General features: G+C 67.0%; 17 protein-coding genes. 7 read left to right on the top strand and 10 right to left on the bottom strand.

The genetic code is table 11. The annotated features are described in order from the left end of the window. Positions 1 to 497 precede the first annotated feature (497 nt). The gene (locus tag NA10_RS15140) at positions 498 to 890 is read left to right on the top strand and encodes a hypothetical protein (protein WP_169812584.1); all 393 of its coding nucleotides are present in this window, start codon (positions 498 to 500) and stop codon (positions 888 to 890) included. On the opposite strand, the gene NA10_RS15145 is transcribed toward NA10_RS15140, so the two are convergent. Continuing rightward, positions 865 to 1,245: a GNAT family N-acetyltransferase gene (locus tag NA10_RS15145; RefSeq protein ID WP_218021525.1), complete on the bottom strand. Its 381-nt coding sequence runs from the start codon at positions 1,243 to 1,245 to the stop codon at positions 865 to 867. The two genes, NA10_RS15140 and NA10_RS15145, sit on opposite strands and share 26 nt — an antisense overlap. A 97-nt stretch (positions 1,246 to 1,342) precedes the next feature. Between NA10_RS15145 and NA10_RS15150 the strand changes: the two genes are divergently transcribed. Then, positions 1,343 to 1,639, top strand: coding sequence for an antibiotic biosynthesis monooxygenase family protein (locus tag NA10_RS15150; RefSeq protein ID WP_067568475.1), 297 nt, complete (start codon positions 1,343 to 1,345; stop codon positions 1,637 to 1,639). A 225-nt stretch (positions 1,640 to 1,864) separates the two neighbouring features. Beyond that, positions 1,865 to 2,725 carry a DUF1206 domain-containing protein gene (locus tag NA10_RS15155; RefSeq protein WP_067568559.1) on the top strand — a complete coding sequence of 287 codons (861 nt, stop codon included), beginning with the start codon at positions 1,865 to 1,867 and terminating at the stop codon, positions 2,723 to 2,725. A 43-nt stretch (positions 2,726 to 2,768) separates the two neighbouring features. Here NA10_RS15155 and NA10_RS15160 read toward each other — a convergent pair whose 3' ends face one another. From NA10_RS15160 to NA10_RS36715, 7 genes are all read right to left on the bottom strand, one after another. Then, the gene (locus tag NA10_RS15160) at positions 2,769 to 3,740 is read right to left on the bottom strand and encodes a glycine betaine ABC transporter substrate-binding protein (RefSeq protein ID WP_067568476.1); all 972 of its coding nucleotides are present in this window, start codon (positions 3,738 to 3,740) and stop codon (positions 2,769 to 2,771) included. Continuing rightward, on the bottom strand, positions 3,737 to 4,474 hold the full coding sequence (locus NA10_RS15165; RefSeq protein WP_067568477.1) for an ABC transporter permease: 738 nt from the start codon (positions 4,472 to 4,474) through the stop codon (positions 3,737 to 3,739). The genes NA10_RS15160 and NA10_RS15165 overlap by 4 nt, the downstream gene beginning before the upstream one ends. Next, on the bottom strand, positions 4,471 to 5,778 hold the full coding sequence (locus NA10_RS15170) for an ABC transporter ATP-binding protein (RefSeq protein WP_067568478.1): 1,308 nt from the start codon (positions 5,776 to 5,778) through the stop codon (positions 4,471 to 4,473). The genes NA10_RS15165 and NA10_RS15170 overlap by 4 nt, the downstream gene beginning before the upstream one ends. Then, positions 5,775 to 6,419 (bottom strand): ABC transporter permease, encoded by a 645-nt coding sequence (locus tag NA10_RS15175; protein WP_067568560.1) that lies wholly within the window; start codon positions 6,417 to 6,419, stop codon positions 5,775 to 5,777. Before NA10_RS15175 ends, NA10_RS15170 begins: the two co-directional genes overlap by 4 nt. Before the next feature lie 143 nt (positions 6,420 to 6,562). Then, the gene (locus NA10_RS15180; RefSeq protein WP_067568479.1) at positions 6,563 to 7,495 is read right to left on the bottom strand and encodes a TauD/TfdA dioxygenase family protein; all 933 of its coding nucleotides are present in this window, start codon (positions 7,493 to 7,495) and stop codon (positions 6,563 to 6,565) included. Between the two features lie 175 nt (positions 7,496 to 7,670). Continuing rightward, a complete protein-coding gene (locus NA10_RS15185; protein WP_067568561.1) occupies positions 7,671 to 8,603 on the bottom strand; it encodes an SDR family NAD(P)-dependent oxidoreductase in 933 nt (310 codons plus the stop codon). 75 nt (positions 8,604 to 8,678) lie between these two features. Continuing rightward, positions 8,679 to 8,828 (bottom strand): hypothetical protein, encoded by a 150-nt coding sequence (locus NA10_RS36715; protein ID WP_157556524.1) that lies wholly within the window; start codon positions 8,826 to 8,828, stop codon positions 8,679 to 8,681. 149 nt (positions 8,829 to 8,977) lie between these two features. Between NA10_RS36715 and NA10_RS15190 the strand changes: the two genes are divergently transcribed. The 4 genes from NA10_RS15190 (at position 8,978) to NA10_RS15205 (ending at position 15,561) form a co-directional block, all read left to right on the top strand. Next, entirely contained in the window at positions 8,978 to 9,778 is an 801-nt protein-coding gene (locus NA10_RS15190) for a CPBP family intramembrane glutamic endopeptidase (RefSeq protein ID WP_157556525.1), read from the top strand. Positions 9,779 to 9,892: 114 nt separating this feature from the next. Next, positions 9,893 to 13,855, top strand: coding sequence for a non-ribosomal peptide synthetase (locus NA10_RS15195; protein ID WP_084514711.1), 3,963 nt, complete (start codon positions 9,893 to 9,895; stop codon positions 13,853 to 13,855). Beyond that, entirely contained in the window at positions 13,852 to 14,550 is a 699-nt protein-coding gene (locus NA10_RS15200; RefSeq protein ID WP_067568481.1) for a DUF6875 domain-containing protein, read from the top strand. Before NA10_RS15195 ends, NA10_RS15200 begins: the two co-directional genes overlap by 4 nt. Before the next feature lie 39 nt (positions 14,551 to 14,589). Continuing rightward, the gene (locus tag NA10_RS15205; RefSeq protein ID WP_067568482.1) at positions 14,590 to 15,561 is read left to right on the top strand and encodes an alpha/beta hydrolase; all 972 of its coding nucleotides are present in this window, start codon (positions 14,590 to 14,592) and stop codon (positions 15,559 to 15,561) included. Here the strand turns inward: NA10_RS15205 and NA10_RS15210 are convergent. Continuing rightward, entirely contained in the window at positions 15,558 to 17,081 is a 1,524-nt protein-coding gene (locus tag NA10_RS15210; RefSeq protein WP_245677224.1) for an MFS transporter, read from the bottom strand. The genes NA10_RS15205 and NA10_RS15210 overlap by 4 nt on opposite strands. Positions 17,082 to 17,183: 102 nt before the next feature. Then, positions 17,184 to 23,270, bottom strand: coding sequence for a non-ribosomal peptide synthetase (locus NA10_RS15215; protein ID WP_067568483.1), 6,087 nt, complete (start codon positions 23,268 to 23,270; stop codon positions 17,184 to 17,186). Between the last annotated feature and the right edge of the window lie 141 nt (positions 23,271 to 23,411).

Below are 23,411 nucleotides of genomic sequence, written 5' to 3' on the forward strand. Positions count from 1 at the left end.
CGTCATCGGCGTTGGTCTGGGAGCGGGCGTGGCCGGTGCTCGGGGTTGCGGGCAGGCTATTTCTGTCGTGATGCCTGCCATTTGTGATTCCCGCAGCACCTCGGCTTGGCGTCGTGCGAGCGCTTCAGCGCCTTCGGCGGTCACGATCTCGAACTCTGCCCTCGGCGGCTCCTGTCGTCGGCCCCCACGACGTGGAGGGCTCTTGGGTTCGTCATTGTCAGCCACTCCGTAGGTGTGCCCACCGAGCATCATCAACGCACTGAAATGCCGATGGGCGAACGCCCTACCGGTGCTCTACGATCTCGAAAGCCGGTCCACCTCCAGCCGGTTCGGTGTCACCACAGCGAGCGGTGTATGACTGAACGCGACGAGGCTGTCTCCGGAATATCTGGTGGGGCCGCGATGGGCAACGGGCCACTGCCCGAATCGAATTGGGGCATTTGCCCGATAGCGCCCGTCCGGGACGGCTTGTAGTTTCTAGCCGTATGCCGCACCGATTGACAGCCCTGTTGAGCATCGCCAGCTCGTTGTTCGCGATTGCCGTCGGTGTTGCCGCACCGCAGGCCGCCGCGGGCAATCCGGTGGTGCTGGCTCCCTGGGTCTCGTGCACTGACCGCTGGTGCCGCAACGAAACTGACGACACCTACCGCGTGGACGTGATCTTCGACTGCGGTCTAGGGAAACAGCAAATGGCCCGTGCCTACCTTCCCCCACATCTGACCACGGCCGTAGGTGGTAACTGTGGTTCTCACGACGAGCGCTGTTTGTACGACCGTGAGCGCTGGTGCAGCACGGACAATCCGATCCTCGGAATGCGGTACGAGAACGTCGTGGTCGACGACGGGCCGATTCCGCCCTGGCCCTTCAACAGCGCGGGTTCATCGCATTGAACGCGGGCACTTCGCGGCGACCGGCGTGTCCGGACAATCGAACGCACTGAACCGTTCTGGCACCGGCTGCGACCGCGCGCGCCTTCGCCTCCTCGATCAGGAGTGCGCCGACACCGTGGCCACGCGCGGCGTCGGCGACCACGACGTCTTCGATGCGCGCCCGCAGCCCTGACGGAATCGGGTACATCACCAAGCTCAGAGTGCCGACAACAGCTCCGTCGTGGCGCGCGATCAGAACGGTGGTCGAATCCGCGGACACCAACCGCGTCAACGCATCTCGATCAAGCGGCTTCGCCGATTGCGACAGCTGCGGCAGCAGCCGATCGAAGGCCGCGACGATCTCGTCATCGACCACACTCAACACTTCTACGGTGACTGCCATTCCGGCACAGTACCGCCATCCGAAATCGGCACCGCCCCTAAAATAGTGGTGTTGGAAGGGACGGGGACTCATGCCCATTCATCACATTGTCACCATTCGTGTCGCACCGGTCAGGGCGGCCGAGTTCGCCCGGGTATTCAGGGAGCTCAATGCCGTGGTGGAGGAGCAGGAGGGGTGCGAGCAGTACGAACTTTCTCAGAACATGGATGATCCGGACACGCTGGTGATGTTGGAGCGGTGGACCAATCAGGAACTGCTCGACCGGCATACCGCGGCTGAGCGCGGTTCCGATGCGGGGCTGATCGATGCGCTGATCGCGCTGTGGGCGCCGGGTGTCGCCCCGACATTCGAACGCTTCGAGGATTGACGAGGGGTTGGGATCGGGCATGGGAGGCGGCCTCCATTCTCGCCGATGTCGACTGAAGCGTCTTGGGGGGCAGTGTGTTACGCGCCCGGCGCGAGGAATTTCGGGTGACGGTCTCGACTAGCTTGTCCTCGGATGCGGCTGCCGGTGCGTGTTAGGGCCGGGGTTTACCGGGTAAGCGGAGTGCGATCGGCCGGGCGGGTGTCTCACCTGTCAGGGGAAGGAATGATGTCTGATACCAACACTTCTCGTGTTCCGGCGGACTCGTCCGGGTCTTCGTCGGACAACTCGTCCTCCACGGCCGAGCGGCTGGCGCAGAACAGTGTTTTCGAACGGTTCGCCAGAGCGGGATTCGTGGTCAGCGGCATCGTGCACCTGCTCATCGGCTATATCGCGATCCGAATCGCCTTCGGGGGCGGGGGCGGAACCGCCGATCAATCCGGTGCGATGGCGGAATTGGCGCGCAAACCCGGTGGGGTCATCGTGCTCTGGGTCGGGGTCGTCGCGTTCGTGCTGATGGGTTTGTGGCGGGTGGCCGAGGCGGCATTGGGCAGTGCTTCCGAACCCGATGCGGATTCCACGAAGGCGGAGGCGGTCAATCGGCTCAAGGCGTTCTCGGTGGCGGTGGTGTACTTAGCGTTCGCGTTCTCCGCGTTCGGATTCGCCCGTGGCAGCGGTAAATCCAGTGGCAGTCAGAGCGCCGGGTTCAGCGCGCGCATGATGCAGAACACCGCGGGCACAATCGGTTTGATCGTGGGCGGGCTGATCGTCATCGCGATCGGCGGCTACCACATCTACAAGGGAGCCAGCCGGAACTTCCTGAAGGATTTGAAGGGCACGCCCGGCGATACGGTGCGAATTCTCGGAACGGTCGGATATATCGCGAAGGGCCTGGCGATCGCCGCGGTCGGCGCACTGGTGATCCTCGCCGCCGGCCAATCACGCCCGGACAGGGCCACCGGCCTCGACGGAGCCCTCAAAACCCTCGGCGCGCAACCACACGGGGTGATCCTGCTGGTCATCGCGGGTCTGGGCATTATCACCTACGGCCTGTACAGCTTCGTCATGGCCCGATACACCAAGATGTAGCCCGCGTGTGGTTCGAGTCGCCATCACATGCTAGCGCCGGAAATCACCGGACCAGCCTCTCGCTCCGAAGCCAGTCGTAGGCGACATCGGAGGGATCCTCCCCGTCGATGTCGACCCGGCCGTTGAGCTCCCGCATCAGCTGATCGGTGAGCCGTTCGGAAATGGTGCCGAGCAGAGTCCGCAGGTTCGGGTACTTGTCGATCACAGCGGTCCGAACCACCGCGGTGCCGCTATACGGCAGAAAGAACTTCTTATCGTCTTCCAGGACAGTGAGATTCAAGTTCTTCACTCGACCGTCGGTGGTATAGACCATACCGAAATCGCAGGGTGAGCTCTTGGCGGTCGCCGGATAAACCACACCCGCGTCCATCCGGGTCACGTTCCCCGCGGGAACCCCGTTCGGATCATTGTAGGGGATACCGTATTTCGCCAGCATCGGAATGAAACCATCGGAGCGACTGAAGAATTCGTCATCGACACAGAACGTCCGATCGGCGACCGGCAGCGCCGCGACATCCGAGAGCGAGGCCACCCGCAAGCGCTGCGCGGTCGGCGTCGAAGCGGCGAACGCATAGGTGTCATTGAAATTCGACGGCGGCAACCATTCGAGATCATTGTCGCGCTTCTCGATATCGTGCACCCGCTGCCACAACTCGTGCGGATCCACGATCGTCTCGGTCTCATTGTGATAGTTGACCCAACCGGTACCCGTGTACTCCCACAGGATATCGGCATCGCCATTGAGTTGCGCCTGCCGCGAGGAGGCCGACCCGGGCGCACCCGTCAAATCCGTGACATCGGCCCCGGCGGCGGCCAGATAGGTCGCGGTGATCTTGCCGAGCAATACGCCCTCGGTGAAGCTCTTGGAGGTGACGGTCAACTTCGCACCGGCCAGCGGCGTATCCCCGCCCGGCAGGCTCGCGGCATGGAACGTGCCCGAGGAACTCACCAGCCCGCACCCGGCCACTATCGAAACCAGCAGCAGCGCAATCGATCCGGCCCGCGGTCGCCTCATGACACACCCCGCGGCGTCGCGGCCAATTCCACCAATCGACCCAGCCAGTCGATGATCAGCGCCAGCAGACCGACCAGAATCGCCCCGGAGATCAGCAGTTTGGGCAGGAACAGCGTGACACCCGTCGTGATCAAGGTGCCCAGACTGGTCGCGCCGATGAAGGTGCTCAGCGTCGCGGTGCCGACCAGGATCACCAGCGCGGTGCGCACCCCATTGAGAATCACCGGCACCGCCAACGGCAATTCGACCTGCACCAGCGTGCGCGCCGCGGAGAACCCGATCCCGCGCGACGCCTCGATGGTGCGCTGATCCACCTGCCGCAATCCGATGATCGTGTTCTGCAGAATCGGCAGAATCGCGTACACCACCAGACCGATGACGGCGGTGCGGAATCCGGTGCCCAACCAGAAGGTGAACAGCACCAGCAACCCGACCGCGGGCGCGGCCTGCCCGATATTCGCGACATTGATGACGATCGGTTCCAACCGCTTCAACCCCGGCCGGGTCAGCGCGATCCCGAGCGGAATCGCCACCACCACGACGATCAGCGTGGCGACCACGGTCAGCTTGATATGCGCCAGAATCGTGGTCTGCAAATTGGCCCACCCGAGCGAGGCCCGCTCGGTCGGGGTGAAGGTGGTGGACCGATACCACAGCATGTAGCCGATCCCGATCGCCAGAATGATGAGCGGTTCGAACCAGACGTCGATGGGTGTGCGGCGCAATCGATTCATGATTGCCCGGCCGCTTCGTCATCGCGCGCAGTCGCCGCGAGCGAACCGGGTTCGTCCGCGGCGGCGATCACCGGCGTCGGCTCGTAATCGGCGCCGTCGACATGGTTTTCGTAGGACTCTTCCGCTTCCTCGGGATGCCCCTCCGCGAGCTTGGTCCGAATGAGCTCGGTCACCGACCCGATGCTCAGCGATCCGACGACCGCACCCCGGCCGTCGGTGACCAGCGTGGCGCCCTGACTGGTCGCGAGCATCTCATCGAGCGCGTCATTCAAGGTGGAGGACCGTGCCACCACCGGCAACCGCCGATCCAGGAAGTCCGAAACCTCGGGTTTGGACGCCACTTCGGTGAGCGTGGGCCAGGCCCGCGGCCGCCCCGAGCGGTCCACGACCACGATCCAGTCGTGCCCCGCCGCCTTGGCCCGCTCGATCACCTGCCCCGATGGCTCCCCGACCCGGGCGGTGATCACCTCGTCGTACTCCACATCGCGCACCCGCGACACCGTCAGGTACGCCAGCTTCGCCCCCGATCCGACGAACTCCTGCACGAACGGCGTGGCCGGATCGGTGAGAATCTCCTCCGGCGTCGCGTACTGCTCGATATGCCCGCCCTCGGACAGGATCAGCACCTTGTCCCCGAGTTTGGTGGCCTCCTCGAAATCGTGCGTCACGATCACGATGGTCTTGCCGAGCTCGTGCTGAATCGCGATCAGACTGTCCTGCAATCGAACTCGGGTGATCGGATCGACCGCGCCGAATGGCTCGTCCATGAGCAGCACCGGGGGATCGGCGGCCAGCGCCCGGGCCACGCCCACCCGCTGCTGTTGCCCGCCGGACATATCCTTGGGCAGCCGGTCGGCGAACGTCACCGGATCGAGCCCGACCAGATCGAGCAGATATTCGGTGCGTTCGGCGATCCGCTTCTTGTCCCAGCCCAGTACGCGCGGAATCGCGCCGATATTCTTGGCCACCGACCAGTGCGGGAACAATCCGCCGGACTGGATGACATACCCGATCGACTGACGCAGCTTGTCCGGATCCTCCCGGGTGACATCGCGCCCGTCGATCAGGATCCGCCCCTCACTCGGCTCGATCAGGCGATTGATCATCTTGAGCGTCGTGGTCTTGCCACACCCGGACGGCCCGACGAACGCGACGATATGCCCGGCCTCGATCTCCAGGTCCAAGCGCTCGACCGCCGGATTCTCCTGCCCCCGATAGCGTTTGACGACACCGTCCAGGGTGATGGACGCACCGGTCACATTGCGTTCCGCCGGAACTGGCCGGGTGGTCACGGCATCGGTCATGACAGTCCCTTTGCGATGGTGAGGCGTCCGAGCAGGACGAGGAGCGCGTCGAACACCAACGCGATCGCGACAATGAGAATGGTTCCGGTGAGCGCCATTTCGAGGGCATTCGCGCCGCCGAGCCGGGACAGGCCGTTGAAGATGAGCGAACCCAGACCCGGGCCCAGCACATACGCGACAATGGCGGCGACGCCGACCACCATCTGCGTGGAGACGCGAATACCGGTGAGAATCACCGGCCAGGCGATCGGCAATTCGACGGTGAACAGAATGCGCCAGCGCGAGAATCCGATACCGCGCGCGGATTCGATGACCGAATCCGGCACCGATCGCAATCCGACAATGGCGTTACCGATCACCGGCAGCGTCGCGAAGAACGCCAGCATGAGGAATGACGGCACCACCCCGAGCCCGAACGGGACCAGCAGCAGCGCCAACAGCGCCAGGGAGGGAATGGTCAGCGCCACCCGGCTCGAGGTCAGCGTGAGCGCGGACAACAGGGGCAGCCGATACACCGCGATCGCGATCAGCACGGCGACGACCGTTCCGACCAGAACCGTCTGAAATGCCAGCGACGCATGCTGATAGGTGAGGAAGGCGAGCGTCTCGCCTCGTCCTCGAATATAGCTCCACAAATGCACGGGATACCCCTTGTCGGCCGAGGCAGGGTCGGTTCCTGATTTCGCGATCACCGAACACGTGAGCCGTTGGACAGTAGTCGATCGGCCGCGCCCGCCGGGATATGGCACGCGGTGCGCGAATAGTCGTTATGGCGTTGTGCCTTTCAGGCCGCTCGCGGCGTCGCCGATGAGTAGTCGCCGGCATCACCGGCGATGACGGTGCTGGCGCGGCCGTCGACGCCGACCGGGATATCGCCCGCGAGGGTGATGCGGGTGAGGGTGCGGCGCTCGCTGCCGTCGTAGTCGTCGATGGCATAGTGCTGAGTGGCACGGTTGTCCCAGATCGCCACATCGCCCGGCGACCAGTTCCACCGGGTGGTGTTCTCCAGCCGAGTGATTCGCTGCTGGAACAGCTGGAACAGCGCCTTGGACTCATTGCCGGACAGCCCCACCAGTTCCTTCACGAAGCAACCCAGCAGCAATGCGCGCTCCCCGGTTTCGGGATGCACCTCGACCACGGGATGCTCGGTCTCGAAATACCTCGACTCGAATTCCCTGCGATAGGCGGCGGAATTCTGTTCCGATGAGCGACCCTCACCGGCGTAGTCGTAGAGATTGGTGTGCCGCGCGCGCAGGCTCTCGGCCAGCACCTTCAGCGGTTCGGGGAGCGCCTCGTACGCCGCGACCGTCGAGGCCCAGGTGGTCGAGCCGCCGTAACTGGGCAGGGTGACCGCCCGCAGAATCGACGCCCGCGGCACCCGATCGACGAAGGTGACATCGGTATGCCAGACATTCGAGCGGCCATGCCGCGAATCGATGGCCAGGCTCTTCGCCCCGCCCGAACTCAGCGTCGGATGCGGAGTGGTCGGATTGCCCAGCAGTTCCGCGAACTCGTGCTGCCCGTCCTCGGTGAGGTGATCCTGCCCCTGGAAGAAGATCACCCGGTGCTCGCGCAGCGCCGCCCGAATGGCCGAGACGGTCCGCGCGCCCAGATCCCCGCCGAGTCGCACCCCCTCGACCCGCGCGCCGATATGAGCGCCCAGCCGCACCACCCGCACCGCGGCTCCGGAATCAGTGGCTGAAATATCCACGGACATGTGCGGGCCTTTCCCTCGAACCGAACGACAGGCCCGAGGAAATCACGTCTCGACCGGCATGAACACCTTTACGGTCAGCCAGATCCGATCCCGGCGATCGCACGGCGAACGGTGTCCCGGCGCGGACGTAGACGGTTGCCGCAGCGCAATCCACCGGCGTTGGTTGATTTCCTGTTTATGGCGTGTTTGTTATGCGGTCGAAGGGGTCGACGCCGGTGAGGGCTGAGCTGGCGGACCATAGTTGGGTGGCGGTGCCGGGGTCGGTCATGTGGGGGTGGGGGGATTCTTGATGTGGTTGGCCGCGGAGGCCGAAAACGCGTGGGCCCCAGAGTTGTCCGCTGGTGATTTCGGGGTCCAGGACTGCTCGGACGATGGATTGGGCACCTGAATGTTTGCCGTGCAGAACGATATTCGCGGGAAGGCCGCGGAGACGTTGGGCGGTCGTGCGGCTGAACAGTGGTGGGCGGGCGGGGGACAATGAGTCCAGTGCGCCGCCGGGGTGGACGATGATGCTGGCGGTGGTGGAGCCGTGTGCGCGTAGGCGGCGATCCAGTTCGAAGCCGAACAGCATTTGTGCCAGTTTCGATCGGCCGTAGGTGCGTTTGGGCCGGTAGTCGTGCTCGGACTGGAGGTCCGCGAGGTCGAGTCGTTCCGACCGCGCCGCGAAGCTGCCCACGGTGATCACGCGGCCGGCGGGGGCCGCGGACAATATCGGTGCCAGGTGGGCGACCAGCGCGAAATGGCCGAGATGGTTTGTGGCGAACATCAATTCGTGTCCCTGGGGGCTCACGCGGCGTGCCGGGTCCGACAGTAGGATCCCGGCATTGAGCACGACCGCGTGCAGGCTGTCGATGGCGAGCGCGTCCACCGTCGCGGGCAGTGTGGACAGATCCGAAAGGTCCAGGGGGATCCGGCGTAGCCGAGCATCCGGGACCCGCTCCCGGATCACCCGCATCGCCAACTCGGCCTTCCCGGAATCGCGGCAGCCGAGCACAACCGTGGCCCCACTGGCCGCGAGCTGTTCCGCGGCGAAATACCCGATGCCCGCGTTCGCGCCGGTCACCAGAAATGTCTTCCCGTCGGCACGAAGGCCGCTCTGCCATGTCATGTGATCGATGCTCGCGGTGTGCTCTTGCATCGCGCTCACATCACGCTCACGCGGGCGGTTCCGCGTGTCGGACGTTCAGCTTCCGCTCCAGCCGCCGGTGTACGCGCCACCGAGGAGGCGACGCCGCCGCCGGCGGCGCTTGGCTTCCTGGTCGGACTGGGTGGGGGCGGCTTGCTGGTCGGTTGATGGTTCGGGGTCGCGCTTGGTCTTGCGGAAGATTCCCATGACGGGCTCCTGTTCGCTTACTTTCCTGGTAGGAAAGTAACGATCCACTTTCCTGGTGGGAAAGTCAAGATGCGGGCGACTCGAAGACCGGGAAATCCAGTACCCCGGGGTGATCCGCGAATGGGGTATCACCCCGGAGGCTGATTCGGGTGAGCCCTACCGAGATGAGCAGCACCCGGCCCGAATTCACCGACGTGACACGGCCGGTGACCACGGGAAGGCTCTGGGCCATGCTGGGGGTCTACGTGGTGTCCACGCTGACCGCCTCGGTGATACTGCTTGCGGCTCAGCCGCATTCGGGCATCGATCGCGCGGCACTGTCCCTGGTCCAGTTCGGTCCGGCGCTGGGTGCGCTGATCACCTGGCCGGCCTTCAGGACGACCGTCTCGCGCCTGCTGCCCGCGCCGGTTCCCGCGCGCCGGGTCGGGGTGAATGTGCTCGCGATGGTCGCGGCATGCGTGGCCTTCTGGCTGTTGATCACCGGCGCCACCCTGCTGGTCGATATCGACCTCGTCGGCCCGGTGGCGGTCGGCGGTGTGCCTTTCGCGGTCTTCGTGCTGTTCCAGCTGGTCGGCGCATGCGGTGAGGAGATCGGCTGGCGCGGCCTCATGCAGCCGCTGCTGGAATCTCGAATGGGGAAATTCGCGGCGGTCACGGTGACGGGCGCGGCCTGGGCGCTGTGGCATGTGCAGGCCTTCGTCGCGGGTCCGGTGGTGGCCGCCTGCTTCTTCGTTTCCGTGCTGGGGTTCGCGATCATCCTCGGCTACCTGGGCACGGGCAGTTTCGGTCAGCGCGTACTGGTCGCCACGATCGGGCACTGGTTGATCAATGTCGCGATGTACCTGCTGGCCGGTGACAACACCACGGATCGGCCGCAACTCGTATTCATGGCGATAGCCGCCGTCCTCCTGGCCGCGACCACGGGGTTGGCGCGCCGCGATCACGGGTAGACACGTATTCGAGCCGGCTCCGTGCGGCGGTTCCTCCACGGTTGCGGCGTGCGGGTGCAGTATGTTCCGACTGGACGGTTCGACCGAATATCGCTCGGGGCGTGAGGAGGTACGTTGGCGCGGGCCGATGGAGACCCGATATCCCGATCCGCCGTAATCGCCGCCGCCGACCCGCTGGACGGATTGCCGCTGTCGGCGGCGCAATTGCGCTGGTGGGTGGCGCAGCAGTTGTATCCCGAGGTTCCCAATACCGTCGCCATGTATCTGACCCTGCGCGGACCGCTCCGGGTGGATCTGCTGGGCGAGTGCGCCGGGCTGGCCGCGGTGGAATTGCAGTCACCGCTCGTGCGCTTCCGGATCGAGGGCGGCTATCCCCGGCAGTTCCTGGACCGGGATGCGTTCGGCGCGCTGGGTTTCCAGGATTTCAGCGCGCTGCCCGAAGCGGATGCGATCGCGGTCGCGCTCCTGCGGATGGACCGTGATCACGGTTCGCCCCTGGATCTGCTCGCCGATGCGCCGACCGCGGCCACGGTGTTCCGGGTGGGGCGGGATCATCATCTGCTGTATCTGCGCAGTCATCACATCGTGCTGGACGGGATCGGGGCCGCGGTGATGCTGCGCCGAACCGTCGAACTGTACGCCGCTGCAACAGGTTTGACCGAGACTGTGCCCGGCGAGCGGGTGCGGACCCTATCGGGTTGTCCGCTGACGATCGCCGAACTCCTGGCAGAGGAGCGCGCCTACTCCGAGTCGATGCGCGCGCGGGCCGATGGCGAGTACTGGCGGGAGCAGCTGGCGGATATGCCCGCGCCGGTGCGGCTGGCAGGGCGCTCGGCGGTGCGCCCCCGCACACCGCATCGGGTGACGGGCCTCGTGCCGCCGCACACCGTGGCGAACGTGGCGGCCTGGCAGCGGCGGGGATACACCCTGCCGGAGCTGACCATCGCGGCCTTCGCCTGCCACCTGGCCGCGCTGACCGGCGCGGACGATCTCGTGCTGTCCCTGCCGGTGGCCGCGCGCCCGACCGCCGCGCTGCGCCGGTCGGCCGGATCGGTCTCCAATGTCGTTCCGCTGCGGATGCGCGGGCTGCGCGCCGAGACCAGGGCGGGCGTGGTCGAGCAGGTGCGCGCCCGTGTGGTCGGGGCGTTGCGGCATCAACGCTACCGATACGAGGATATTCAACGCGATCGAGGCGAAAGCCATACCGTGCGAGGCGGTTTCGGCCCGGTGGTGAATATGCTCGGGGCCGTCGCGCCGCTGAACATGGGACCGCTCACCGCACAGGTGCAACTGCTGGCCCTGGGTCCGGTGGAGGATCTGCTGATCAACGGCTACCAGCTGGGACCGGACGATGAATCCATCACCATTGGCATGCAAGCCAATTCGGAGCTGTACTCCGCGGACTCGCTCAATACCCTGCACGAACGATTCCTGGCCTATTTCGATCGATTCCTCGCCGACCCCGATCGACCGGTCCGGACCTTGGAGCCGGGCGATATCCGCGCGGTCCCGAGCGTCGAGCACGCCGATCGACTGCTCCCGGATCTTCTCCGCGGCAAGCTGAGCGTGCCGGAGACGGCAGCCGAAGACATTGCGCTACAGGATGATCCCCGTTCCCTGACCTATCGTGAGCTGGACGAGCTGTCCTCCCGGTGGGCCCGCGAGCTGATCGACGCGGGAGCGGGGCCGGGCGCCGCTGTCCTGGTCGCCATACCGCGTTCGATCGAATCGGTCGTGGCGGTGTGGGCGGTGGCCAAGACCGGAGCCACCTTCGTGCCCGTCGATCCCGCCGACCCGGTGCACCGACTGACCGTGGTCGCGACGGATTCCGGTGCGCGCCACGGGCTGGCGGTGGCATCGGCCCGCGACGCCCTCCCCGCCGGACCGGAGTGGCTGATCCTGGACGACCCGGACACTCGCACCCGGATCCAGCGTCACCCGGCCACCCCGATTCGGGACGTCGACCGGATTCGCCCGCTGCACCCGGACCATCCGGCCTATCTCATCTACACCTCGGGCACGACCGGCACCCCGAAGGGCGTGGCCGTCACCCATCGCGGACTCGGCCCGCTCACCGATCACATTGTCGAACACTATGGCGTAGCGCATGATTCGCGTGTCCTGCACGCGCACGCCCCGTCGTTCGACGCCCACCTGCTGGAACTGCTCGCGTCGTTCGCCGCCGGAGCCACCTTGGTCATCGAACCGCCGTCGGTGGTGGCGGGCGCTGCGCTGGCCGAGCTGTTGCACAGGGCGGCAATCACCCACTTCCTCACCACCCCGGCGGTACTGGCCACGATCACCCCGGAGCAGGTGCCGTCCCTGCGGGTCGCGGTGGTGGGCGGGGAAGCCTGTCCGCACGATCTGCTCCGGCGCTGGGGCCCGGCACTGCGGCTCTTCAACGGCTATGGACCGACCGAAACCACGGTGATGGCAACGCAATCGGAGGCGCTGACGCCCGCGGGCCCGGTATCCATCGGGCCGCCGTTGCCCGGCGTCCGGGCCTTGATTCTGGATTCTCGACTGCACCGCGCGCCGCCGTGCGGCACGGGCGAGTTGTATCTGGGCGGCCCCGGCGTGGCGCAGGGCTACCTCGGGCGACCCGCCGCCACGGCCGAACGCTTCGTCGCGGACCCAGCCGGCACCGGTGAACGCGTATATCGCACCGGCGATCTCGTGCATTCGGCGCTGGACGGCGCCCTCGAGTTCCGAGCGCGCGCCGACGACCAACTGAGTGTGCGCGGTCGCCGCACCGAACCGGCCGAAGTGGAAACCGCGCTCATGGCCCTGCCGGAGGTCTCGCACGCCGTCGCGACCGTCCTGGACGGGCCCGGCGGCGGCCGCGTGATCGGATATATCGTTGCGGCACAAGCGACTCCACTCGACCACGCGGATCTCACCGCGCGCCTGCGCACGCTGTTGCCCGCCGCGCTCGTACCCGCGCAACTCGTCGAAGTGGACCGGCTCCCGGTCACCGCACACGGCAAGATCGACCGCTCCGCGTTGCCGGTGCCACCCCCGGTGCGCCGCACCTACCGTGCTCCGGAGTCGCCGCTGGAGTGCCTTGTCGCCGACCATTTCGCGACGATCACCGAGACCACCCCGGTGGGCCTCGACGACGATTTCTTCGAGATAGGCGGCAATTCGCTGACGGGCGTGGCGCTTTCGGCCGAGCTGGCCGCGGCCACCGGCCTTCCGGTGACGGTGCGCTGGCTCTACACCGCGCCCACCGTCCGGGAATTGGCCGCGCGCCTGGCCGATCACGAGGGCGGAGCCGCCACCGATGACGCGCTCGGCGTGGTACTCACCCTGCGCCGCAACGGATCTCGTCCACCGCTGTTCTGCGTGCATTCGGCGGTCCCGCTGGCCTGGTGCTACGCCGCACTGGCGCAGCAACTCCACGACCGCCCGGTCTACGGGCTGCAAGCCCTGACACTCGCGGGTGAACCGCGGGCCGGGACCACCATCGACGAACTCGCGGACGGCTATGTCGAGGAGATCCTGCGGGTGTGCCCCGAAGGTCCCTACCATCTGCTCGGCTGGTCACTGGGCGGTCAGATCGCGCATGCCATCGCGATCCGGCTGACCGAGCGCGGTGCGCGGGTCGCGACCCTGGCCATGCTCGACAGCATCGTCTTCCCCGACGATATGCCCCCGCCCCCGCTGCCCCGCATGCGTGATCTGCTGACCCATCTGCTCGGGGACGAACCCGAGAACGGCGATGAGCTCGCGGACCTCACCGCCGAAGCGGCCGCGGCCGAATTGGCCGCTGCCCCGGCCTCGTTCGGCACCGGTCTGACCGCCGAACAGCTGACCCGCCTGCATCGGGGTTATGCGGAGGGCGTGCGCCTGTCGCACGGCTGCCGCCCCGGCGTGTTCGACGGTGATCTGCTCTACTTCTCGGCAACACGCGGGGTGACCGAATCGCTCGGCGCGGATATGTGGAAGCCGCACATCGAGGGCGCGCTCATCGAGCATCGCATCGCGACCACGCATGCCCAGTTCTGCAATGCCGATGTGGTTCCGATCTTCGGCCCGCTGCTCGCCGCACAGGTGGAAGCCGGTGACAGCCGATGAGGACCGGGCGGCGTTCCGGAGTCCGCTGGTGGAATGTGTACGCCGATCCCGGGCAATGGGAACGGCAGGGACCCGAGGCCGCCGCGCTGCTGCGCTGGATGACCGAGCACCTGCCCCGCCCGCATCCGGAGCTGGGTCGTCCCGGGCCGGTATGCCCGTTCGTGCGGTACAGCGCAGCCCATCGACTCATCTGGGCCGGATCGCTCGCCGGCGGCGACGTGTTGACCGAGGACCGGATGCACCTCGCGATCGACGACGCGTTCGAGGCGTATCGGCGATTGCTGCGGGAGAACCCCGCGGAGGCAAGGCGTTCCACCCTGGTCACCGTATTTCCGGGTTTGACGCGCTATGACCTGATCGATGCCGTACATCTGGCCCGCAAATCGGAAGCGGTGGCCGATGGGCTGATGCTCGGGCAGTTCTATCCCGGCTGTGGGGTTCCGGGACTGTGGAATCGCGACTTCCGTCCGCTCGACGCGCCGGTGCCGATGCTGGTGCTGCGCCCGATGATGAGCACCGACTATCCCTTTCTGGTCTCTCGCACCGAGTGGCTGTACGCGTATTTCTCACAGCTGGCTCCGGACCTGCCCCGTAAGCTGCGCTGGTCGATTGCCGAGCGAATGCTGGTAACCGGTCCGGACTGCGATGAAATAACTGCTCTGCGAATACATTCCATCGACGAACACGCTCGGTGATACCGGCGAATCCGGCCCGCACCGGTTGATACTGGAAGCATGCACCGAATCCTGCGCTGTTCTGTCGTAGTCATCGCCGCATTCGCTGTCCTATTGCCCATACCCGTGCACGCCGATCCGGGCTCCTCGATTGTCGGGGTGCGCCCGCTCGGCGGTCGTCAATTCGAGGTCGACGTCTATTCGGCCGCCATGAACCGGACGATCCCGGTCTGGGTGTCCCATCCCGATGGCCCCGCGCCCGCGCTGTATCTGCTCAATGCGGTCGACGGCGGCGAGAGCGGCGGCCCGTGGACCAATCGCACCGATATCGCGCAATTCTTCGCCGACAAACCGGTCAATGTCATTCAGCCGATCGGCGGGCGGGCGTCGTATTACACCGATTGGGTGGCCGACGATCCGGTGCTCGGGCGCAACCGGTGGTCCACCTTCCTGATCGACGAGTTACCCCCGCTGCTGGAGAACCAGTTCGGCATGACCGGCCGCAATGCCGTTGCCGGAACCTCGATGTCGGCGACCTCGGCACTGAACCTGGCCATCGAGGCACCGGGCAGATATCAGGCCGTGGGTTCCTACAGTGGATGCCCGCGTACGAGTGATCCGGTGTCGACCGCGTATGTGTACTCCCAGTTGCAGCCGTACGGTGCGAACGCGAGCAATATGTGGGGCGCACCGGGCAATCCGGCCTGGGCCGCCCATGATCCGATCGTGAACGCGGACCGGTTGCGCGGTGTGGCACTGTATATTTCGACCGGTAACGGTGCGGCCGGTGTGCACGATACGCTCGCCGACCCGTCGATCGGTGGTGATGCCGGTCGATTGGCCGACCGCATGCTGGTGGGCGGCACCATGGAGTCGGTCGTGCGCGGTTGCACCGCCGCGCTCACCGATCGGCTTGCCGCGCAGGGTATTCCGGCTCAGGTCGTATTCCGGGCAGGCACCCATGCCTGGCCGTACTGGCAGGACGACGTGCACGATTCGTGGCCCCTGTTCGCCGCGGCGCTCGGGGTCTAGCCGTTCTCGCGATGCGCCGATTCGGGCAGTACGAGCGTGAGCGTGCCCAGGGCCAGTGCCACCACCGCGATCGCGGTGAACATGGTGGCGCTGCCGTTCAGGGTGTGCGCACGGAAGAACACCGCACTGAGCAGTGCCAGACCGAGCGCATTGCCGAGCTGTTCGATGGTCGGCACCAGACCCGAGGCGGCGTCCAGCTGCCGCTGTGCCAGACCGGACAACATGACGGGTTGCAATGGCACACAGAACAATCCGACGCACAGACCCGCCAGCAGGACCGGCCCGAGCACCAGCGGTACCGAGATGACACCGGCGGTGACCCGCAGATAGATCGCGCCCACCACGACGCATCCGCCGTAGGCGGTGATCGCCCCGGCGAGCGTGCGAATTCCCCAGCGCCGCAACAGCATCGGGGAGGCGAGCGCGCCGAGGCACGCGCCCACCGCGAACGGGGTCATCAAAAGCCCTGTGCGCCAAGCGGAGAATCCGAGCACGTCCTGCATGGTGATCGAGACCGCGAAGACGAAGGCGGTGAACATGCCGAAGAAAACGGTCACCAGCACCGATCCGACAGCGAATCGGCGGTCGGCGAACAGCTCGAATCGCACCATCGGGCCGCGTCCGCGCCGGGCCTCGCGGCGCTGCTGGGCGATGAACACCGCACCGCATCCGGCGGACCCTGCGATCAATGTCAAGGGCAGGGGCCGCCAGCCGTTCTGCTGGATATCGGTGAGCGCGAACAGCAGTGCGAACAGGCTCACGGTGGACAGCAGCGCCCCGGCGGGATCGAGCCGTTCGCGCCGGAGCGGACGGCCCAGGTGCAGATACCGCAGCGCCAAGGCCAGGGCGATGAGCCCGAGCGGCAGGTTGATCAGGAATACCGCATGCCAGCCCAGTCCGAACACATCGGCCATCACCAGCGCCCCGCCGAGAATGGGTCCCACCATTCCGGCGAATCCGGCCACCGCGCCATAGATGGCGAACACCTGCTGGTGCCTGTCCCGGGGGAAGGCCGCAGCGACTATGGCAATGGTCTGCGCGGTCATTCCCGCGGCCGCAGCGCCCTGCACGACCCGCGCCGCGACGAGTTCCCCCGCGCTGCCGGACATTCCGCACCACATCGAGGCCGCGGTGAACAGCACCACCGAGGTCAGGAACATGGTGCGCCGACCCAGCAGTTCGCCCAGGCGCGCCGCCGTCAGCAGTGTGCACGCGAAGGCCAGCGAATACCCCGACACCACCAGCAGCTGTGCCTGCCGGGTGACCGCCAGATCCGCGGTGATACTGGGCAGCGCGGTGGTCACGATCGTGCCGTCGATCATCTGCATGAAGACCGCGATCAGACAGCCCGCGAAGGACAGCCACGCCGCCGTCTTCGCCCGGCTCTCCGCGCCCGGGGGTGCGACGGCAGGATCGCCGTCGTGCGCAACGGCGTCACTCGCCCCGACAACGGATTCCTCGAAACTCTGCGGTGAGTCGATGGGCTCAGCATATCCGCAGCGAACAACTCCGCGCCGCACCCCGGCCCGGCATCGCGGCGGGGTGTCCCGCGTCGGAACTCAGTGGGCCCCGACCGCGACTCAGTGCGCCCCGACCGCGACTCAGTGCGCCCCGACCGCGACTCAGTGCGCCCCGACCGCGACCGGCGGCAGGAAGCCCGCAGCCGTGAACTGTTCGAGGTAGCGGTTCAGGACCGTGCGATCGATGACCGGGCAGTGGATGTTCTGCTCGTGCAGTGCTTCTCGGGTGTGGCTGTCGTCCCATCGGGTGTGCCCGGCGAGGTCGCCGAAGGTGGAGGCCAGTACCGCCGCGCGGGCGAGGGAGTCGTCGCCCGCCGCGGAGCGGGCCGCGGATTCACGGTGCAGCTCGGCGAGTACGAAATCCATCGACCGCTCACGCACCGGGTAGCCCCGTTCGCGCAGGCATCGCAGGACCTCACGCACCGCGATCGGGGTGTGGTTGACCTGGTGGTAGACGGTCTCGCGCCGCGGGCTCGAGGTGAGGGCGACGATGGCGCGCACGACGTAGTCGACGGGGACCAGTGAGACCGTGGCCTCGCCCACCTCGGGTGCGACGCCCAGGATCGCGGCGGCGCGCACCATATTCCAGAAGGCGTCGTCGGGATTGTTGACGCCGGTGGTGGTGTCGCCGCAGATCGTGCCCGGACGGTGGATGGTCACCGGCACCCCGCGCGCACCGGCCTGCCGAATGAGTTCCTCGCCAACCCATTTCGAGGTGAGGTAGCCGTTGGACTGGAGTTGATCCGCGTGCAGACGGTCGTTCTCGGTGACGACCTCGGGGACCGGGCCCGCCGGGATGGCGGCTCCCAGGGTGGAGATGAAGTGCACCTGCTTGACCCGTGCGGTGGTGGCCAATTCGAGCACCGCACGGGTGCCCTCGACATTGGCCGCGCGCAGGCGCTCATAGGGATCGACGTGATTGACCTTGGCGGCATTGTGATAGATGATGTCGATCCGATCGGCGAGCAACTCGAATCGCGCGGAGTCCAGGCCCAGTCGCGGCGCGGCGAGATCGCCCCGCACGGCCGTCACCCGGTCGGCGACGCCGTCTGTGGGGAGTCCGAACCGGTTCAGTGCCACCAGGATTCGATCCAGTGGATCGTCGTGGGCACCCGCGCGCACCAGGCACCAGATCCGGGTCCGGGTGCGGGTCAGCAACTCGTGCAGCAGATGTGCGCCGAGGAATCCGGTCGCGCCGGTGAGCAGGACATCGTGTGCGGTGCGGCGGGCGAGCGCGCACCCCGCGATCGAGATCGCCGGGTCCAGGATCGCATCGGTCGCGGGCGTGAACGCCGGGACTGGCTGCCGGATGCCGCTCACATAGGCGGCCAGACCCGCCACCGTCGGGGCGGCCAGGATCGCGGACATCGGCACATCGCAGTCGAGTCGATCCGAAAGTCGTTGGTGCAGGACGAATATCAGCAGCGATGAGCCGCCGAGCTCGAAGAAGTCCGAGGCCGGGCCGACACCGGAGACATCGAGCACCTCGGCGAAGACCTCCGCGATCACGCTCTCCAGCGGCGTGCTCGGACGTGCGGCTTCCTCGCCGGCGAACACGGGTGCGGGCAGGGCGGCCCGATCGACCTTGCCGCTGGTGTTGACCGGTAGCGCATCGAGCACCATGATCGCGGCCGGGACCATGTACCCCGGCAGCTGTCCGGAAACCCGGTGCCGCAGGTCCTTCGGCTGGACGGTACTTCCCGGACGCGGGACCACGTAGCCGATCAGGCGGTCCTCCTGGCCGGTCCGGCGCACGGTGACCACGGCCTGCGCCACGGCGGGATCGTCGAGCAGCGCCGATTCGATCTCGCCGAGTTCGATGCGGTGCCCGCGCACCTTGACCTGGAAGTCGGTGCGGCCCAGGTATTCCAGGATCCCGTCGGGCCGGGAGCGGGCCAGGTCACCGCTGCGATACATCCGCGATCCGGGCGGTCCGAACGGGCTGGCCACGAATCGCGCCGCGGTGAGACCCGGTGCGCGGTGATAACCGCGGGCGAGCTGATCGCCCGCGAGCACGAGTTCCCCGGCGACGCCGGGGTAGAGGGGATGCAATCGGGAATCGAGCACCTCGCACTGTGAGTTCCATACGGGCACGCCGATCGGCATGCTCGATGCCCGCCGATCCGCTTCCGCGACAGGGTGTTCGGTAATGCTGACCGCGGCTTCGGTCGGACCGTACAGGTTGTGCAGCTCGGCCGGGCAGACCTCCGCGAACGCCTGGGCGGTCTCGGGCGCGAGCGCCTCGCCGATGACGAACACCGCCCGCAGGGTGTCGAGTTCGGCGGAGGTCGCGGATCGGGCCACCAGGGTGAGCATGGTCGGCACGAAATCGGTCAGGGTGACACGGTGATTCGCGATCGACCGGCAGATGGCATGCGGGTCCCGATGTTCGTCGGGTCCGGCCAGCACCAGGCGAGCGCCGGCTCCCAGCGGCAGGAAATATCCCCACAGCGAGACATCGAAGGTGGCGGCGGTCTTGTGCAGGTACGTGTCCCGGGGCCGCACGTCGTAGCGGGTGCGCATCCACGCGAGTTGGTTGACGATCGCGGTATGGGTGACGACCACCCCCTTGGGCTTGCCGGTCGATCCGGAGGTGTAGATGACATAGGCGGGATGATCGCCCCGCAGCGGTGTGGTGCGCTCGGTGTCGCGCACCGGTCCGGCGGGGTAGCCGCTCGTATCGAGGGTGTCGACGGTGTACGGATCGCCGAGCGTGAAGCCGTCCGCGGTGGTGGTCAGAACACAGTGCGCCGCAGCGGAATCCAGGATGTAGCCGATGCGCTCGGCGGGATGATCGGGGTCGATGGGCACCCAGGCCGCACCTGCCTCCGCGACCGCGTACAGCGTGATGACCTGCTCGATGGAACGCCGCATGGCCACCGCGACAAGGGATTCCGGGCCGATGCCCCGGGCGATCAACCATCGTGCGCGCCGGGTCGCGCGATCGTGGAGCTCGGCGAAGGTGACCGATTCGTTCCCGCTCACGACCGCGACCGCGTTCGGATGTTCGGCCGCGTGGCGGGCGAACGCGGCGGTGAGATGCTCCCGCGCGATCGGCACATCGTCGCCGCGGAGAGCCTCGCGGTGGTCGGCGATCATGAGATCGCCGACCGGTACGCGCGGGGCGGCGAGGATCGATTCCAGCAGCCGGGTGTAGGCGTCGATGAATCCCTGTACCGTCGCTCGATCGAAAAGGTCTGTGCTGTAACCGAATCGCAGTGCGATGGGACCGAGTGCGCCCGCGGCGTCGCGGGTGTCGATCACGCCGATGTGCAGATCGGTCTTGACGGTGTCGGTCTCGATCTCGAACACCGACATATCCGTCGCGGTCATCTCCAGATCGGCCGGGGTGAAATTCTGGAAGGCGAATCCGACCTGATACAGCGGATGCCGCCCGGGCGAGCGCACCGGATCGACCGCGTCCACCACGTGTTCGAACGGCACGTCGGCGTGCGCGAAATTGACCAGATCGCGATCTCGGGCGCGGGCCAGCAGCGCGTCGAAGTCCTCCGCCGCATCGACTCGGGTGCGAGAGACGGTGGTATTGACGAACATTCCGACCACGCCGTGCAGGGCCGGTTCGGCGCGATTGGTCATCGGCACACCGATTGCGATGTCCTCGGTACCCGACAGGCGGGCCAGCAGGACCGCGAGCGCGGTGCGCATCACCATGAACAGGCTCGCCTGGCGTGCTCGCGCGAACGACAGCAGCCGCTCGTGGGTGGCGGCGGGCAGCAGTTGATCGACCGTCGCGCCGCGCAGTGAGGCGATGGCGGGCCTGCGGCGGTCGGCGGGCAGATCGAGTTGGTCGGGCAGGCCGCGCAATTCGCCGGCCCAGTAGTGAAGCTGTTGTGCCAGCAGCGATTCGGGATCGTCCCGGGAGCCGAGCAGCTCGCGCTGCCAGAGCGCGTAATCGGCGTACTGCACCGCCACCGGCCGCCATGCCGGTGCGGTGCCGCCGCAGCGGGCGGCGTAGGCCAGGCCCATATCGTGGGCCAGCGGCGCCATCGACGAGCCGTCGGCGCAGATATGGTGCACCGCGCACACGAGCACCTCTTCGGTCGGCGTCCGCAGCAGACGCATCCGCAGCGGGACCTCGGCGGTGACATCGAAGCCCTCGCGAATCACCCGGTGCACCTGCGCGGAGAGGTCCGCCTCGGCGATATCCCGTACCGCGAAACCGTCCATGACCAGGTCCGCGTCCATGATCTGCTGATACGGCCCGTCGGCATCGGCGGGATAGCGGGTGCGCAGCGCCTCGTGGCGGGTGACCACATCGCGCAGTGCCGAGCGCAACGCCTCGGCGTTCACACCCGCCAGGCGCAATGCGAAGCCGATATTATCCACCGCCGTGGTGGTGTCGAACTGATTGCGCAGCCAGAATCGAAGCTGATTCGGCGACAGCGGAATTCGCTGCGGGCGCAGTCCGGCCAGCAGCGCCGGGCGGGCGGAGTCGAACCGCTGGGAGCGGATGGCCTTGGTGAGCGTGGCGATGGTCGGATGGTCGAACAACAGCTGCGGTGGGATCCGGGCCTTCCAGATCTCGCTCAATCGCGCGGTCGCCTGGGTGGCCAGCAGCGAATTGCCGCCTGCCACGAAGAAATCGGTATCCGCGCCGAGCTGCTCGATGCCGAGTACCCGCGCGAAAACCTCGGCGACCAGGTCCTCTCCGACGCCGGTCACGCGCCGCGGACCCGAACGCCGCACCGGAAGGTGACGTAGTGCGGCGCGGTCGACCTTGCCCGACTCGGTGCGGGGGAACTCCTCGATCACGACGATGGAATTGGGGACCATATAGATCGGCAGATGCTCGGCCAGACCTGTCAGCAGATCCGGCGCGTGCGGCTCCGCCCCGGCCTCCGGCAGTACGAAGGACACCAATTCGGCATCGCCGGAGGCGGTTTCGCGGTCGATGGTCACCGCACCCGCCACACCGCCCAGCCGGGTGAGTGCGGCGTCGATCTCGCCGAGCTCGATGCGCAGGCCCCGGATATTGACCTGGTGGTCGATCCGGCCGAGATATTCGAGTTCGCCGATGTCGTTGCGGCGCACCAGATCTCCCGTGCGATACATCCGCGTCCCCGGCGCTCCCTGCGGATCGGCCACGAAGCGGGCCGCGGTGAGTGCCGCAAGACCCGGATAGCCCCGTGCCAGCCCCGGTCCGGCGACATACAACTCGCCGACCGCGCCGGTGGCGGTCGGCCGCAATCGGGTATCGAGGATGCGGTGCCCGACGCCCAGCACCGGCCCGCCGATCGAGACGGGTGCTCCGGGGCGCAATGGACCGCTGAGGGTGGCCGCGACGGTGGTCTCGGTGGGACCGTAGGCATTGTGCATCCGCCGTGCACCGGTCGCCCAACCGGTGATCAGCGCCGGGGGACACGCCTCACCACCCACCACGATCGTGGCGAGAGTATCGAGTCCGTCCGGTTGTACGGTCGCCAGCACCGAGGGGGTGAGGAAGGCATGGGAAACCCGGCGCCGGTGCAGGAATGCCGCCAGCTCACCGCCGCCGATGATCGAGGGCGGCGCGATGACCATGGTGGCGGCCGAGCCGATCGCGAGCAGCAGTTCGAGCATGGAGGCGTCGAAACTCGGTGAGGCGAAGTGCAGGCAGCGGGACGCATCGGTGACCGCCAGCGTGGTGCGCAGGTCCGCGCACAGTGCGGCCAGACCGGCGTGGGTGACGGCCACCCCCTTGGGCAGGCCGGTGGATCCGGACGTGTAGGTCAGGTAGGCGATATTCGAAATACGCAGGGGCGCGGGCCGATCGAGATAGGAGATCGGACTCGACGGTTCCGCCGCGATATCGGCGACGATCCCCGGATCGTCCACCACCAGCCACCGCACCGTATCGCCGAGCTCATCGCGATGGCGTCGATTCGTGATCCCGAGAACACACCCGCTGTCGTCGAGCAGGTGATCGATCCGCGCCCGCGGGTAGCCCGGATCCACCGGGACGAACGCCGCCCCGGTTTTGGCGACCGCCCACACGGCCGCGATCGAGTCCACCGACCGCGGCAGCGCCACCGCCACCCGATCCTCCGGCCCGACCCCGAGCCGAGAAAGCCCGCGCGCCAACTGATTGGTCCGAGCATCCAATGCCCGGTAGCTGACCTCGACCTCCTCGGCCACGATCGCGATCCCATCCGGATTCCGCTCGACCGCGGCGGCGAGCAGCGCCGCCAAACTCCGGCCCCCGGTTCCGCCGTCGCGCCGACGTCGAGTCGAACGTGGAGTCGAACCTTGGGTGCCCTCGCGCATAGGTGTCCTGCCGTCTTGGATCGGATGCCCGCTCGATGCTACGACCGATCCGCACCCCTTGCCACA

The organism is Nocardia acidivorans NBRC 108247, assembly GCF_001625085.1.
In the GTDB taxonomy this organism is placed as follows: Bacteria; Actinomycetota; Actinomycetes; order Mycobacteriales; family Mycobacteriaceae; genus Nocardia; species Nocardia acidivorans.

What these genes read in the sequence shown, in the direction of transcription:
- NA10_RS15150 (WP_067568475.1), top strand. Translation starts at nt 1,343, where the DNA reads ATGCCCATTCATCACATTGTCACCATTCGTGTCGCACCGGTCAGGGCG.
- NA10_RS15155 (WP_067568559.1), top strand. Translation starts at nt 1,865, where the DNA reads ATGTCTGATACCAACACTTCTCGTGTTCCGGCGGACTCGTCCGGGTCT.
- NA10_RS15160 (WP_067568476.1), bottom strand. Translation starts at nt 3,740, where the DNA reads ATGAGGCGACCGCGGGCCGGATCGATTGCGCTGCTGCTGGTTTCGATA.
- NA10_RS15165 (WP_067568477.1), bottom strand. Translation starts at nt 4,474, where the DNA reads ATGAATCGATTGCGCCGCACACCCATCGACGTCTGGTTCGAACCGCTC.
- NA10_RS15170 (WP_067568478.1), bottom strand. Translation starts at nt 5,778, where the DNA reads ATGACCGATGCCGTGACCACCCGGCCAGTTCCGGCGGAACGCAATGTG.
- NA10_RS15180 (WP_067568479.1), bottom strand. Translation starts at nt 7,495, where the DNA reads ATGTCCGTGGATATTTCAGCCACTGATTCCGGAGCCGCGGTGCGGGTG.
- NA10_RS15185 (WP_067568561.1), bottom strand. Translation starts at nt 8,603, where the DNA reads ATGACATGGCAGAGCGGCCTTCGTGCCGACGGGAAGACATTTCTGGTG.
- NA10_RS36715 (WP_157556524.1), bottom strand. Translation starts at nt 8,828, where the DNA reads ATGGGAATCTTCCGCAAGACCAAGCGCGACCCCGAACCATCAACCGAC.
- NA10_RS15200 (WP_067568481.1), top strand. Translation starts at nt 13,852, where the DNA reads ATGAGGACCGGGCGGCGTTCCGGAGTCCGCTGGTGGAATGTGTACGCC.
- NA10_RS15205 (WP_067568482.1), top strand. Translation starts at nt 14,590, where the DNA reads ATGCACCGAATCCTGCGCTGTTCTGTCGTAGTCATCGCCGCATTCGCT.